The organism is Thalassotalea sp. ND16A, assembly GCF_000764205.1.
Lineage (GTDB): Bacteria > Pseudomonadota > Gammaproteobacteria > Enterobacterales > Alteromonadaceae > Thalassotalea_A.
Window position 1 is genome coordinate 50,622 of sequence record NZ_JQDZ01000123.1, and the last position, 13,674, is coordinate 64,295.

A 13,674-nucleotide genomic window follows, 5' to 3' on the forward strand; every position below is an offset into this window, starting at 1 on the left:
CCATTATGTTTTCACTATTTGATAAACTATTGTTCGCCAGTAAGGGAATAAATAGCAAACGAGAAATGCTGCTGGATAAAGCGCCTGAAGGGGCGCTAAAGCAGTTTTTAAGTGTGCCATTCCCGGATAAAAATACCGCCATTAGTGACATTGATATTTTAGCGGTCGACTTTGAAACCACCGGCTTAAATGCGAAAACGGATAAGTTACTTAGTGTCGGTTACGTTGGGGTAAAAAATGGCTTAATTAAACTCGGCGAAAGTGAGCATCAGATAATCCAATCAGATGGCAGGCTGGATAAAGACAATGTGGTGATCCATCAAATTACCGATGGTGAAAAGGCCAATGGCGATGAGTTAAAGGCGGTTGTCGATAAGCTATTACTGGCGATGGCCGGTAAGGTGATGTTGGTGCATTATGCCAATATTGAACGCAGTTTTTTACAGCAAGCCTGTATTGAGTTATATGGCATGGCTCCGGTTTGGCCAATTATCGATACACTAGTCTTGGCCAAAACTCGCCTCGAGCGCTCAGACACCCCCTACGACCCACATAATTTAAGGCTAGCCAATTTGCGAGCCAGCTATCATTTACCGGCTCATCACGAGCACAATGCGTTGAATGATGCCCTTGCCACTGGCGAATTGCTGCTGGCCCAAATGCAGCATTATGATCAAGGCCTGAAAACCCCATTAAAAGAATTTCTTCTGTAAATTTAATTGCTTAGGTGAGTGCAGAGCGATCGAGATTTGTGTAAACGCACGCCTTATTTTTTCCACATTTAGACTAACGTCTAGCCCAAATCCAGCAATTTTAGACCTAAGTCTAATATCTATCTTTGCCAACTCAACATACCTTTAGATATAACAAATAATTTACATATTTATTTTCGGTTGAAAGTGATCTGATATCAACCAATAGCAGCAATTAAGAGTGGAGAAAGTTATGAACTCAGCAGTGAATCCAGACATGTACTATCCAAGCGAAGAAGTGGTAGAACAAGCCAATGTCAGTGAATATGAAAAAATGTACCAATATTCGGTGGAAAACCGAGAACAGTTTTGGGCCGAACAGGCGGACACCTTAGGTTGGTATAAAAAATGGGATTCAGTGTTAGATGAATCGAACGCCCCCTTTTACAAATGGTTCGATGGCGGTGAAATTAACATAGTACACAATGCCATAGATCGCCATTTAGAAAATGCCAATCGCAATAAAATGGCGATCATCTGGGAAGGAGAAAATGGCCAAAAACGGAATTTCTCTTACAACGGCTTAAATCGTGAAGTTTGTCAATTTGCCAATGTATTGAAAAGCATGGGTGTTGAGAAAGGCGATATTGTCACCATTTATATGCCGCAAATACCAGAGTTGGTTTTTGCCATGCTTGCCTGTGCCAAAATCGGTGCAATTCATTCCGTGGTTTATGGTGGTTTTAGTACTGAAGCTCTGGCTTCTCGGATTGACGATGCCCATTCAAGAGTCTTAATTACCGCCGATGGTGGCTGGCGCCGTGGTAAACAAATCGACTTAAAATCCATTGCCGATGAAGCGATGAAACGTTCACCAAGTATTGAAGTGTGTATTTGTGTGAAAAACAATGAACTGGATGTGGAAATGGAGCCAACGCGTGATTTTTGGCTGCATGATTTAAAAGCACTGCCAATTGCTGGCAGTAAATGTGAAACCGAGCAAACCAGTGCCGAAGACCCGCTATTTATTCTGTACACCTCAGGTACCACCGGAACACCAAAAGGTATGCTGCATACACACGGTGGTTATGCCGTTTATACCTCAACCACACACCGCATGGCATTTGATATTAAACCACAAGACAGATGGTGGTGTGCCGCCGATCCTGGTTGGATCACCGGTCACAGTTATATCGTTTACGGACCATTAATTAATGGTGCCACTATCATGCTGTATGAAGGAGCGCCGAACTATCCTTATCCGAACCGCTGGTGGCAGATCATTGAAAACTACGGCATCAACATTTTATATACCTCGCCGACAGCCCTTCGCGGTTTGATGCGCTTTGGTGACCGCTGGCCGAAAAAACACGATCTATCTAGCCTGCGCTTATTGGGTAGTGTTGGTGAACCGATAAATCCAGAAGCGTGGAAGTGGTATCACAATGTCATTGGTAACGATAAATGTCCGATCATCGATACCTGGTGGCAAACAGAAACTGGTGGTTTTATGGTATGTCCATTGCCGATCACCCCGTTGAAACCAGGTTCAGCGACGAAACCATTCTTTGGTAATGAAATCTCCATCGTTGATGATGAAGGCAAAGAAGTGGGAGCGAATGAAGAAGGTAAATTGATCATCAAAAATCCTTGGCCAGGTATGGCACGAACGGTGTTTAAAGATGATCAACGATATGCCGATTTGTACTGGAGTAAAGATGAGCAGGGTAAATGGATTTATCTTGCCGGCGACAGTGCCAAAAAAGATGATGATGGTTACATTTGGGTCATTGGCCGTATGGATGAGGTATTGAAAGTGAGTGGCTACCGTTTAGGTACGGCTGAAATCGAAAGTGCTTTAGTCAGCCATCCGAAAGTCAGTGAAGCTGCGGCAGTAGGATTACCGCATGAGCTTAAGGGTAACGCCATTCATACCTATGTGATCCTGCAATCTGGTCTTAAAGGTGATAAAGAGCTTGAGCTAGAGCTGAGAGCCCATGTTGGCAAAGAAATGGGCAAAATTGCCATGCCGGAATGTGTTGAATTTGTTGAGTCGTTACCAAAAACTCGTTCAGGGAAAATCATGCGTCGGGTACTGAAAGCGCGCGCTTTAGGTCAAGACGAAGGCGATTTAAGTACGTTAGAAGAATAACTTAATCGTCAAAAAATAGAAAAATAGAAAAACGTTACAACATAAAAATAAGGGGGAATACCAATCAGGTATCAACCCCCAACAACAAAACTTAAATCATAACGAAAACAAAATATCGCCGAAGAGGGTGTTAGCAGTCTTACCTTGGAAGACGATGGGGAGCAAAACATGTTAAACCGAAATAAACTGGCCATTGCAACTGGCTTAGCTTTACTTGCGAGTAGTGCCCATGCGGGTTATACCGTTAAGTTAACCGATAAAGATAGCATTACCTTTGGCGGCTATATTCAAGCGGATATGCGTTATATCGACGGTAATGCCAGCTCACCACTGGTCAATGATGACTTTTGGATTGGCCACGCGGTTAATGATGAAATATCGACCGTAAATTTTAATGCCAACTCTACTCGCTTTAACACCAAATACGTTCATGGTGATGTCACTGGCTTTATTGAAATGGATTTTTATGGCGGTGGCGGTAATGAAAAACTGACGAATTCACGCCATCCTCGAATTCGACATGCCTTCATCAAATACAAAAACTGGACAGTTGGCCAAACCTGGTCGACGTTCATGAATACCAGCTCATTAGTCGAAGCCGCCGATTTCGCCGGACCATTGGTGGCATCAGCGTTTATTCGCCAGGACCAAATTCGTTATACCAACGGTGGATTTCAAATAGCGCTGGAAAACCCAGAGTCATACGGCGGTGAAGTTGGTGATGCCGGATATGGTAATCAAGATTCAGTGCCAGATGTTGTCGCTAAATATACCTTTAACGGGGATTGGGGTAATGTTGCCATTGCCGCAGTTGCCAAGCAATTAAACACGGTTGGCGGTGAAGAAGAATCGGCAGTGGGCTATGGTGTATCTGGCCGTATCAACACGTTCGGCAAAGATGATTTACGTTTTGCTTTTCATGGTGGCAATACTGGCCGTTATGTAGGCGCCGCCGCCGCTACCGATTTAGTCGGTGAAGAAGTGGAAGAATCAACGGTTATTATGGTTGCTTACCGCCATTTCTGGACCGAAACATTACGCACCAGCGTGTTTTACGGCAACACTGAAACCGAAGAATCAGACCGAGATCGTACTCATTGGGGTATAAATATCTTTAACAACATCACCAAAGATCTGTCTTATGGTGTTGAGGTGGGTAACTTTGAAGCGGCAGATATCGATGCCGATTCAGACTACGTACAACTGTCGGTGAAATACGCGCTGTAGTTGCTAGAGGCAACGACATTGAAGAGTTTAACTTTTCTCCTCGTTCTATTCGCCTGAGGCTTAAGCAACCTCAAACGAGGGTTTTTGGGGAAAGCATTTGCTTTCCCTTTTTTTTACATCCAATTACGCTTACTATGCTCTACTTCATACAAGCTTTCATCGATCAGCTTTAAGCCGTCTTCCTGCTTTACATACGGCACGTTCACCGCGCCTGCCGCTAATAAGAACTGCACTGAACATAGTTGTTTGCGCTTTAAAAACCAGCTTTGTTTAAATGTGGTTTGTTGCACCTTATAAATCGGGAAGCAATAGTAATCGACGCCTAAACAGCCTTTGCGCACATAAATAAAGTTATCGTCTTTGGCATAACCCCAGCGGCGGTAGCTCATATACATTAAAAAGCAGATGAAACTGGCAGCTGCTGCCACAAATATCAGGCTGTCAGTTTTATCTTTGATGATAAACAAAGCCGAGATAAACGCGGTGAATGGCAGTAACAACAGCAATACATTGCGCACAAACAAACGCACACTTACCGGTGAATATTGGATGTTTTCCAAATTATTTTCCGGATAAGCGTCATTGATTAAGTGCTGGCATTCTTTCGTCGTTACCGACGGCACGATGATTTTATTGGTTAACTGACCCGGTTGCGCTTGCTGATAATTGGCGTTTGATTGTTCAAACTTAAGGTTGATGCGACCTAACAGCACATCCAGCCAGTCTTGTTGGCGCACGATCATTTGCAAGCGTGACAAGCGCATCGTCACTTCATTTTTAGTAAATAAACCACTGCGACGAATGTATCTGTCACCCACTTTGCTGAGCTTAAAATCATGAAAGGCAATGATAGAACCGAGAATTGAAAAAATGGTGATTGGGATCATGACAAGCAAGGCTAATGACAGTGCCGCGGTGGCAATTTGCCAGCCGGACTTGCCATCAAAGGCAAAGTACTGCTCAACGTTAAAACCAAACATTAACAGCCATTCGCCAACTTTTTCGCTGATATTGTCGATGAATGGCGCCAGGCCACCGATAAATATCCACACTCTGTTGTTGGTTAAACCATGGATCACCAAATCATCGAGATTGCGTCGGTCTAACACTTCTTCATCGGCAGTGGTGACTTTAGCCGTGACACTGTCATCGTCAGTTTCGTTATTTTCATCAGTGCTGACCGGTTGTTGATGTGCCGCTAAAATTTCATGCTTGAGTTGTTCGGCGAAGTGTTTTTTCAGGGCGACGACTTTCGCTTCTTGTTTGACCGAACCGGCAGTGTCTAATTGCATGCAGGTATAACCGAAGGGACGATAATACAGGGGTTCACTAAGTTCAACATTTTGAATTCTTGAAAATGGCAAGTTGGTGTACTTTTTGGAAAATACCCCCGAGCGGATCTCAATTTGTTGATTGGACAAGCGGTATTGGAAAAAATAAAAACTGAGAATTGCCGATAAAGCAATTAGTCCGGCAAAACCATAGACAAATGGTAGCCAAAACGTGGGATCCTCACTGAACTTGTTGTAACCAATAAGTATTGCCGGCGCCAGATAAACGATGTTGCCAAAGATATTCTTAATCAACATTAAGACAAAGTAGATCAACGCAATGGGCGAAATCCGTTGCCACTTATGAGAGTGATTATTTTCCTCTGGGGTCGAAATGTCTGGCACTTGTTCAGTCGAATTCTGCCGTTCAATGACTGGCGACTTATCCATGTTGATTGATATCCTTATGTGCCAAAATAAACTGACGAATGTGTTCCGCATCATCAATATTCAACCCGGGAATTTCAAACGTGTGCAATGAGCCGCCGGCACTGAATACCTGTAAACTGGCCAATCCGACTTTGCGCTCAACCGGACCGCGCTTTAGTTCAACATGCTGAACTCGCAATATCGGCTGGCTCACCGTTTTACGAAATATAAGACCCGACTGATAACTAATATCTTGTTCGCGCAAAGCATAACGTTTTTTCGGATCCGCGAATGAATTGTAGAGGGTGGCAATTAAGCCAATGCCACCGACTAGCCAGAGAATAAACTCAAAAACGGTAACGGCTTCACTGGGAAGAGGAGCAAAAGGTTGATAAATAATGGCAGTTAACACTAACATTAAAATAACCGTTGTTAACAACGTTACCAGGCGATGAGTGGGGGCATATCTTTGAGAGAGGGTGGCAAACTCTAAATTTTCTAACTGTGGCAATTCATCACTGATAATAGTTTGATTGGTAAAGGATTCTGCTATCTCGGTCATCGCTGATTTCTATGGTGTTAACTATATGTAGCTCTAGCTTAACCCTAAATGAATATGGATTAAAATGATTCGTCATAAAACGGTTCATTTTTTAGGTAATTTTTTACCTTGATCTGCATCAACTAAGCGGTCCGTACACATTGCGCTATGGTTAACATCAGGGTAACTTATCGACAATATCAGTGACATCTAGAGATTTTATGAGTACTGCAAACATCAAACTAACGCCTGAAGCGTTTGCGCTGCCTTTTTATCAAGAGCAGCACAATGAGGTGTCTCTTTTTGAGTACGCCAATCAGCATCACTTGCCTATCTTGATCAAAGGGCCTACCGGTTGCGGTAAAACCCGTTTTATTGAGCATATGGCAAAAAAACTGAACAAACCGTTATACACCGTAGCCTGTCATGATGACTTAACCGCTGCAGATTTAGTTGGCCGCCACCTAATTGGTCCAGATGGTACCTATTGGCAAGATGGCCCGTTAACAAGAGCCGTGCGTGAAGGTGGCATTTGCTATCTTGATGAAGTGGTAGAAGCGCGTAAAGATACCACCGTGGTTATTCATCCACTTGCTGATGACCGTCGAGTATTACCATTAGAAAGAACCGGCGAGTTAATAAAAGCACATCCGGATTTCATGCTGGTAGTCTCTTACAACCCTGGCTATCAAAACCTGTTAAAAGGCATGAAGCCGAGTACCAAGCAACGTTTTGTGGCGTTAAGCTTTGACTATCCAGATAAAGAAGTTGAACAGCAAATTGTGATCAGTGAAGCCGATGTGGAGCCGCATTTAGCCTTTACTTTGGTAGAACTAGCACAAGCATTACGCCGTTTAGAACAAAATGACCTCGATGAAGTGGTTTCTACCCGATTATTGATCTATGCTGGAAAAATGATGGCCAGTGGCATGAACCCGCTTGAGGTGTGTAAATGCTGCCTGGCAGAGCCCTTATCTGACGACCCGGCTACCATTAAAGCGTTAATGGATATTGCCAGAATTTATTTTGATGAGTAAACTCGATTAAGTAATACCAATTTGATTAAGTATGTGATCTACTTTTTCATGAAGAAAAACGGGTAAATACAATGCATAAAATTTAGTATGTAGTTATTCTACATATAAATTTTATAAAGCAGTAGTTATTCGTTTTTGCCATTAAAAATGAGCAGATATTTAGTCAACTTGGTATGATCATTGGAATTAGCAGCAAGGAGTAGAGAGCATTTCGTTATTTAACCCTAAATCATCGATACATCTTGCTGTTGTTTGCCAATCTTTGTTTTTGGCAAACTTACTGGTATTACCTGGTCTGGCGTTTATCCTTTTGCTTTGGTTGTTCAAGCGCTATAAAAAAAATGGCGGCATGATCAGAATTCATTTGTACCGTGCCGTACAACTTTCGGTGCTGGTAGGCCTGGTCGTTTTCATCCCCCTGCTCTATGTCTTACTCTCAGATGATATTCAATTTCAGCTGATGGTGATGATCGTTTATTTCATTCTGGTACACACCTGTTTTGTGATGATTGGCATGCTTAACCTTGCTCGCGCTATGGTTAAGAAGCTGCCAATTTTTTAATCCCCGCCGTTTTAATACAAATAGACATATTTGCTAACAATTTTACAACATTCTTCATTAGTTTGATTTCCATCAAGATTTGTCTGGGCTTAGGGCATTAATATTGGCGGGCTTTATTAATTATCATAAGGGAGCAACCCATGTCAGAAAGTTTTACTAAAGGCATGGCGAGGAATATTTATTATGGTGGAAGTGTTTTCTTCTTCTTGATATTTCTTGCTTTAACTTTTCATACTACAAAAGAAATGCCAGAAAGAGATAACCGTCAAAACATAACCGAATCTGTAGAGCGTGGTAAACACCTCTGGGAAAAGAATAACTGTATTGGCTGTCATACTTTACTCGGTGAAGGTGCGTATTTTGCGCCAGAGCTTGGTAATGTTTTTCAACGCCGTGGTGGTGAAGCCGGCTTTAAAATGTTTTTAAATGGTTGGATGAAAGCACAACCGTTAAACATACCGGGTCGTCGTCAAATGCCTAATTTCCATTTAAATGATCAAGAAATTGATGATTTAGCTGAGTTCTTAAAATGGACCTCAGAAATGGACATTAACGGCTGGCCGCCAAACATAGAAGGGTAAGGCAGATGAATACATTAAAATATCAATCACAGGCTGTCGCAAAACCTTATTTTGTGTTCGCTTTAATCTTATTTGTCGGACAAATTTTATTTGGTCTGATCATGGGCTTGCAATATGTCGTAGGTGACTTCCTCGGCGGCGCAATTCCATTTAACGTCGCCCGTATGGTGCATACCAACTTACTTATCGTCTGGCTGTTGTTTGGCTTTATGGGCTCGGCTTATTACCTGGTGCCAGAAGAAGCCGAAACGGAATTGTATAGCCCTAAATTGGCGATAATCCTGTTTTGGGTGTTTGCTGCCGCGGGTGTTGCTACGATCTTAGGTTACTTGTTAGTTCCTTATTCAACGCTAGCGGATTTTACCTTTAACGAGTTATGGCCAACGATGGGACGTGAGTTCCTGGAACAGCCAACCATTACCAAACTGGGTATTGTTGTGGTGTGTCTTGGTTTCTTATTTAACCTGGGCATGACCATCTTAAAAGGTCGTAAAACTGCGATTAACATGGTGTTGATGACAGGTTTAATCGGTTTGGCGGTATTCTTCTTATTCGCGTTCTACAACCCGACTAACTTGGCATTAGATAAATACTTCTGGTGGTTCGTCGTACATTTATGGGTAGAAGGTGTTTGGGAATTAATCATGGGCGCAATCTTGGCTTATGTGTTAATCAAAATTACCGGTGTTGACCGTGAAGTTATCGAAAAATGGTTATATGTGATCATCGCTATGGCATTAATCTCAGGTATCTTAGGTACCGGGCATCACTTCTACTGGTTAGCGACTCCTGAGTACTGGCAGTGGGTGGGTTCAATCTTCTCAGCAATCGAACCATTACCGTTCTTTGCTATGGTATTGTACGCCTTTAACATGGTTAACCGTCGTCGTCGTGAACACCCTAACAAAGCCGCTACTTTATGGGCATTAGGCACGGCAGTAATGGCATTCCTGGGTGCTGGTGTATGGGGGTTCCTCCACACGTTAGCTCCAGTAAACTTTTATACGCATGGTTCACAAATTACCGCCGCGCATGGTCATATGGCCTTCTACGGTGCGTATGCGATGATCGTAATGACGATTATCTCATTCGCCATGCCAAAACTTCGTGGTATCGGTGAAGCAAACTGCAACCGTGCGCAAGTTCGTGAAATGTGGGGCTTCTGGTTAATGACGGTTTCTATGGTATTCATCACCTTGTTCTTAACTGGTGCTGGTGTATTACAAGTATGGTTACAACGTCTACCTGAATCTGGTGAAGCGTTAAGCTTTATGGCGACACAGGACAAGTTGGCAATCTTCTACTGGATGCGTGAAGTTGCCGGTGTTTTCTTCTTGCTCGGCTTAATTGCTTACATCTCAAGTTTCTGGGTGAAAGAGAAAGCACAAGCTTAATCTTAAACTTTTAAGTAAACTGAATTAACTAAGCCAGTTGCGCAAGCAACTGGCTTTTTTGCACTTGCGAGACTGAAGTCCCGCCAACCAGGAAACAGAACCTCGCGTCATTGCCGAAAGCAACTCAGAGTGGCTATCGCCATACCTTGACCTAACACTTAGATCTCGCTTAAGGTTTAATCAGGACGTCAAACAAGGATATTCACCGATGCAACAAGAAATAGATGATTTCGTCACAATGAATACAAATATTAGACAGTACCAAGCCAGTGACCTAACCAGTTTGATGGCAGCATGGGAGAGTGCCAATAATTTAGCCCACCCCTTTCTTAAAGATGATTTTGTCGCACAGGTGAGAAAAGATATTCCAGCACTGTATTTGCCCAATTCAGACACTTGGGTGGTCGAGCTTAATCATCACGTCGTTGGATTCATGGCGCTAATCGGCAATGAGGTTGGTGCTATATTTCTCCAGCCGGAGCATCATGGTAAGAAAATAGGTAAAATGTTGCTGGATAAGGCTCAACAGCTACATGGCAACCTCGAACTGGAAGTTTTTAAAAAGAATTCGATCGGCCGCAAGTTTTACACGAAATATGGTTTTGAGTTGCTTGAAGAGAAAGTACATCAGCCAACTGGTGAGCGGGTGTTGCGTTTGCAACTTAATGCGATCTAGTCGCGCATCGGTAGCAAGTGTCAGAACTCACTTTTGTTGATTCACATCAGAGTACGTTTTGGTTAATTTGTTATAATCGTTACAAATTAAAGTAAGAGTAATTGGTTGCAATGGAAGAGTGGGTTGGCAGTATCTGGCATCAGTTTATCACTCGTAAAGCCAGTACCGAGTTTGAGCAGGCCAAGGTTAATTTTGACCAGGTGAGTAAATCTGTTGGTATTGTGTTTCGGGCGTTAGGCGGCGATGCAGTAAAAAGAGTAGAAGCGGCAAGTCATCGTGATTATTTATCACGCAAAAGTTTTTTACAAAAGATCTCTGGTGATAATCAGCAAATCAGTCTTGCCTGGCAAGATGCTGACAGCTTAAGGCTACCTGAATACATCGCAGTGTTTCCTGAGCAGGAACTGAATGCTGACCTATATATTTGGCTGGCAGTGCTGGCAGCACATCATAGCGGCCGCTTTAAGCATTGGGCCATCGACAATCAACAACTTGTGGTTGATGTGCTTAACCAGTTTCCGGCATTAAAACCCAGATATCAACGACTGGCACAGGCGTTTGTTAAATTACGCCCAGGTGTTGAAAAACGCCCTGCCGCGGAACAGGAAATGGAACAAGCCATCATCGATGCAATTTTATCTCCGGGCTCAGTAACAGAATTTCCAACGGTAAACTATGCACCACAAGCCGTATTTTTATGGCTTTATCCATCGGCGCAAGCAACCGATCAAATTCAGGCAGAGTATGCCGATGACGTAGAAGAGCCAGAAGGCTCAAGCGGCAAAAAGCAAAATAAGGCGGGGCGGAAAAAGACAGAGCGAGTAGAGTCGACAAACAGCCGTGATGGGATGATGATCTTTCGTCTGGAAAGTTTATTTTCCTGGAGTGAGTTTGCCAATCTAGATCGTGGCAATGATGACAGTGACGACGATGATGGCGACCGAGTTGCCGATGATTTAGACAAAATCACCATATCGAAGCAGCAAGATCAAAAAAGTGCCCGCATTAAAATAGACCTCGATTTACCGTCAAGCTCCGAAGATGATATCCCGCTAGGTGAAGGCATAAAACTGCCAGAATGGGATTATCGTAAACAGCAATTAGTTAGCGACAGGTGTCTATTGCAACCTATGTTGCCAAAAGATGCTGTTGCGCAAAAATTACCGTTGCATTTGCAAAAAACGGCAAAAAATATTCAGGCGCAATTCGAGCAATTACAAACGCTGCGCTATTGGTTGAAAAGCCAGCAGCAAGGTGAAGAACTGGATCTTAATGCCTGGCTCGATTTTCATGTCGAGCGACAAATATCGCCAACCGCAGAAAAAGGCCTGTATCAAAGTTTTCGCGGCAACAATCGCGATCTGTCCTGTTTGTTACTCGCCGATTTGTCGATGTCTACCGACTCGCATCTAGATGATGAGATGCGGGTTATTGACGTAGTACGCGACAGTATGTTGTTGTTTGGTGAAGCGTTAAACGTAGTAGGTGATAATTTTGCCATGTATGGTTTCTCCTCGGTAAAACGCTCGCATATTCGTTTCACTATGCTGAAAAACTTTAAAGAATCTTATGATGATAATGTCCGTGGTCGTATCCAGGCGATTCGCCCTGGTTTTTATACCCGCATGGGCGCCGCGATAAGGCAAGCGAGCAAAATATTGCAAGAGCAAAAGTCATCGCAAAAGTTATTATTGATATTAACCGATGGCAAACCAAACGATATTGATCATTATGAAGGCCGATTTGGCATTGAAGACACCAAACAAGCGATATTAGAGGCGAAACAGGCGGGGTTAAAACCGTTCTGTATTACCGTAGACAAAGAGGCGGAAGAATATTTACCGTATATCTTCGGCCGCCATAGTTACACGGTAATGCTCAGTCCGTCACAATTGCCGGTATGCCTGCCACAAATTTATCATCGCCTAACTGCGAACTAGTGCTGAATTGGGATAACTACTATGTCTGAATCAGCCCCATGCCTGTATTGTCAAACCGATAACGAAGCCGGTTTACGCGACTGTAAAAACTGTGGCATGCCATTGGCACCTTCGCACCCGGAAAACCGTAAACGCGGGCTGAAATTCTTTAGCAAAGCATTTTGGTTAATCGCCATATTCTGTGTGATTATGATGTTTTATTTACCGAGATAAACCTTAGTCTCGCAAATGCAAAAAAGCCAGCAACAAATTTGTTACTGGCTTTTTAGTTTAAGTGTCATGTCCTGAAACAGGTTTACACTTTTAGAACTTATTTAATACCCTTAGCGTTTAAATGCGAAGTATATTGTTTATCCGTGCCGTTGATGTGGTTAATTAACCAGTCACTGAGAAATTTGCTGACTTCTTCAAAAGCATCGTGACCAATTTGTTCATATTTTTGTTCAATTTCTTTAATTTTCTCTATCATGATCTGGTGTTGCTGTTTATGGGCTTCCAGATCAGGGTAACCACTTTCACTCATCAGCTCTTCCTCGCGAGTAAAATGATAATGAGTGTATTCAATTAACTCTTTTAAACTTTGATGTTCAAACTCTGCGCCCATGTCGTAGTCATAAGCGGTATTAAATTGATTCAATAAGGTAATCAGCTTTTGATGGTCAAGATCGAGTGACTTAACGCCAACACTATATTCACTCTTCCATTTTAAAATCCTGCCATTTTTTCTTTGGCTATACAACCATGGGATCAGGATCAACAGGGCGATTAACAGCCAGGATATCTTGTTATCCATCCCGCTCAAAAAGCCGAGGAAGATAACCACAGTAACCAGCCCGATTAAGGCTGCATAAATCAATGCTTTGTAACGATTCGTCATTTTAAATACCCATAAATATTATAAGGTTAAACTAGCTTTTGGTTTTACCCATCTTAAAACAAAAAACCGCGTTTTTTTAACGAAATGATGCAAATACCGACAAAATTGTAACAAAGTTTGATCTAGGTTAAATAAACACTTGCGCTATTGGTAGATAGTTGTTGGCAGAAGGTGGAAACGTAACAAATAGTTAAGTTAGCTTCTCAAAAAAGTTGTTTTTTGGTTGTTGTTGTAAACTTTTAAACAGTCTTTTAAAAGTGATTCTCGACTATTTATAAGGTAAATTTAATAGATT

Annotated in this window: 13 protein-coding genes; 10 read left to right on the plus strand and 3 right to left on the minus strand. The window is 42.6% G+C overall.

Annotated features, from left to right (window positions below; genetic code table 11):
- The first annotated feature begins 5 nt into the window (after window positions 1–5).
- From ND16A_RS01490 to ND16A_RS01480, 3 genes are all read left to right on the plus strand, one after another.
- A complete protein-coding gene (locus ND16A_RS01490; RefSeq protein WP_052073314.1) occupies window positions 6–713 on the plus strand; it encodes an exonuclease domain-containing protein in 708 nt (235 codons plus the stop codon).
- A gap of 232 nt (window positions 714–945) precedes the next feature.
- Window positions 946–2,844 (plus strand): acetate--CoA ligase, encoded by a 1,899-nt coding sequence (gene acs, locus ND16A_RS01485; protein WP_033079218.1) that lies wholly within the window; start codon window positions 946–948, stop codon window positions 2,842–2,844.
- 168 nt (window positions 2,845–3,012) lie between these two features.
- Window positions 3,013–4,071 (plus strand): DcaP family trimeric outer membrane transporter, encoded by a 1,059-nt coding sequence (locus tag ND16A_RS01480; protein ID WP_033079314.1) that lies wholly within the window; start codon window positions 3,013–3,015, stop codon window positions 4,069–4,071.
- A 113-nt stretch (window positions 4,072–4,184) separates the two neighbouring features.
- On the opposite strand, the gene ND16A_RS01475 is transcribed toward ND16A_RS01480, so the two are convergent.
- Both ND16A_RS01475 and ND16A_RS01470 read right to left on the minus strand, forming a co-directional pair.
- Window positions 4,185–5,792, minus strand: coding sequence for a PH domain-containing protein (locus tag ND16A_RS01475; protein WP_052073315.1), 1,608 nt, complete (start codon window positions 5,790–5,792; stop codon window positions 4,185–4,187).
- Entirely contained in the window at window positions 5,785–6,333 is a 549-nt protein-coding gene (locus ND16A_RS01470; protein WP_033079219.1) for a PH domain-containing protein, read from the minus strand. Before ND16A_RS01470 ends, ND16A_RS01475 begins: the two co-directional genes overlap by 8 nt.
- A 200-nt stretch (window positions 6,334–6,533) precedes the next feature.
- Here ND16A_RS01470 and ND16A_RS01465 point away from each other — a divergent pair, with 200 nt between their 5' ends.
- The 7 genes from ND16A_RS01465 to ND16A_RS01440 all read left to right on the plus strand — a co-directional run bounded on the left by ND16A_RS01465 (window position 6,534) and on the right by ND16A_RS01440 (window position 12,715).
- Entirely contained in the window at window positions 6,534–7,349 is an 816-nt protein-coding gene (locus ND16A_RS01465; RefSeq protein ID WP_052073316.1) for a CbbQ/NirQ/NorQ/GpvN family protein, read from the plus strand.
- A gap of 349 nt (window positions 7,350–7,698) precedes the next feature.
- Window positions 7,699–7,911, plus strand: a complete 213-nt coding sequence (locus ND16A_RS0119745) for a hypothetical protein (protein ID WP_152593937.1) — start codon at window positions 7,699–7,701, stop codon at window positions 7,909–7,911.
- A gap of 140 nt (window positions 7,912–8,051) precedes the next feature.
- Window positions 8,052–8,492 (plus strand): c-type cytochrome, encoded by a 441-nt coding sequence (locus ND16A_RS01460; RefSeq protein WP_033079222.1) that lies wholly within the window; start codon window positions 8,052–8,054, stop codon window positions 8,490–8,492.
- A 5-nt stretch (window positions 8,493–8,497) separates the two neighbouring features.
- On the plus strand, window positions 8,498–9,886 hold the full coding sequence (locus tag ND16A_RS01455) for a cbb3-type cytochrome c oxidase subunit I (RefSeq protein WP_033079223.1): 1,389 nt from the start codon (window positions 8,498–8,500) through the stop codon (window positions 9,884–9,886).
- A gap of 208 nt (window positions 9,887–10,094) precedes the next feature.
- Window positions 10,095–10,562: a GNAT family N-acetyltransferase gene (locus ND16A_RS01450; protein ID WP_235282253.1), complete on the plus strand. Its 468-nt coding sequence runs from the start codon at window positions 10,095–10,097 to the stop codon at window positions 10,560–10,562.
- 110 nt (window positions 10,563–10,672) lie between these two features.
- Window positions 10,673–12,502, plus strand: coding sequence for a nitric oxide reductase activation protein NorD (locus ND16A_RS01445; protein WP_033079224.1), 1,830 nt, complete (start codon window positions 10,673–10,675; stop codon window positions 12,500–12,502).
- Between the two features lie 21 nt (window positions 12,503–12,523).
- Window positions 12,524–12,715 carry a hypothetical protein gene (locus ND16A_RS01440; protein ID WP_033079225.1) on the plus strand — a complete coding sequence of 64 codons (192 nt, stop codon included), beginning with the start codon at window positions 12,524–12,526 and terminating at the stop codon, window positions 12,713–12,715.
- A gap of 97 nt (window positions 12,716–12,812) precedes the next feature.
- Here ND16A_RS01440 and ND16A_RS01435 read toward each other — a convergent pair whose 3' ends face one another.
- Window positions 12,813–13,379: a bacteriohemerythrin gene (locus ND16A_RS01435; protein WP_033079226.1), complete on the minus strand. Its 567-nt coding sequence runs from the start codon at window positions 13,377–13,379 to the stop codon at window positions 12,813–12,815.
- Window positions 13,380–13,674: the final 295 nt, after the last annotated feature.

Coding starts and splice junctions, on each gene's coding strand:
- ND16A_RS01490 (WP_052073314.1), top strand. CDS start 6: ATGTTTTCACTATTTGATAAACTATTGTTCGCCAGTAAGGGAATAAAT.
- acs (WP_033079218.1), top strand. CDS start 946: ATGAACTCAGCAGTGAATCCAGACATGTACTATCCAAGCGAAGAAGTG.
- ND16A_RS01480 (WP_033079314.1), top strand. CDS start 3,013: ATGTTAAACCGAAATAAACTGGCCATTGCAACTGGCTTAGCTTTACTT.
- ND16A_RS01475 (WP_052073315.1), bottom strand. CDS start 5,792: ATGGATAAGTCGCCAGTCATTGAACGGCAGAATTCGACTGAACAAGTG.
- ND16A_RS01470 (WP_033079219.1), bottom strand. CDS start 6,333: ATGACCGAGATAGCAGAATCCTTTACCAATCAAACTATTATCAGTGAT.
- ND16A_RS01465 (WP_052073316.1), top strand. CDS start 6,534: ATGAGTACTGCAAACATCAAACTAACGCCTGAAGCGTTTGCGCTGCCT.
- ND16A_RS0119745 (WP_152593937.1), top strand. CDS start 7,699: ATGATCAGAATTCATTTGTACCGTGCCGTACAACTTTCGGTGCTGGTA.
- ND16A_RS01460 (WP_033079222.1), top strand. CDS start 8,052: ATGTCAGAAAGTTTTACTAAAGGCATGGCGAGGAATATTTATTATGGT.
- ND16A_RS01455 (WP_033079223.1), top strand. CDS start 8,498: ATGAATACATTAAAATATCAATCACAGGCTGTCGCAAAACCTTATTTT.
- ND16A_RS01450 (WP_235282253.1), top strand. CDS start 10,095: ATGCAACAAGAAATAGATGATTTCGTCACAATGAATACAAATATTAGA.
- ND16A_RS01445 (WP_033079224.1), top strand. CDS start 10,673: ATGGAAGAGTGGGTTGGCAGTATCTGGCATCAGTTTATCACTCGTAAA.
- ND16A_RS01440 (WP_033079225.1), top strand. CDS start 12,524: ATGTCTGAATCAGCCCCATGCCTGTATTGTCAAACCGATAACGAAGCC.
- ND16A_RS01435 (WP_033079226.1), bottom strand. CDS start 13,379: ATGACGAATCGTTACAAAGCATTGATTTATGCAGCCTTAATCGGGCTG.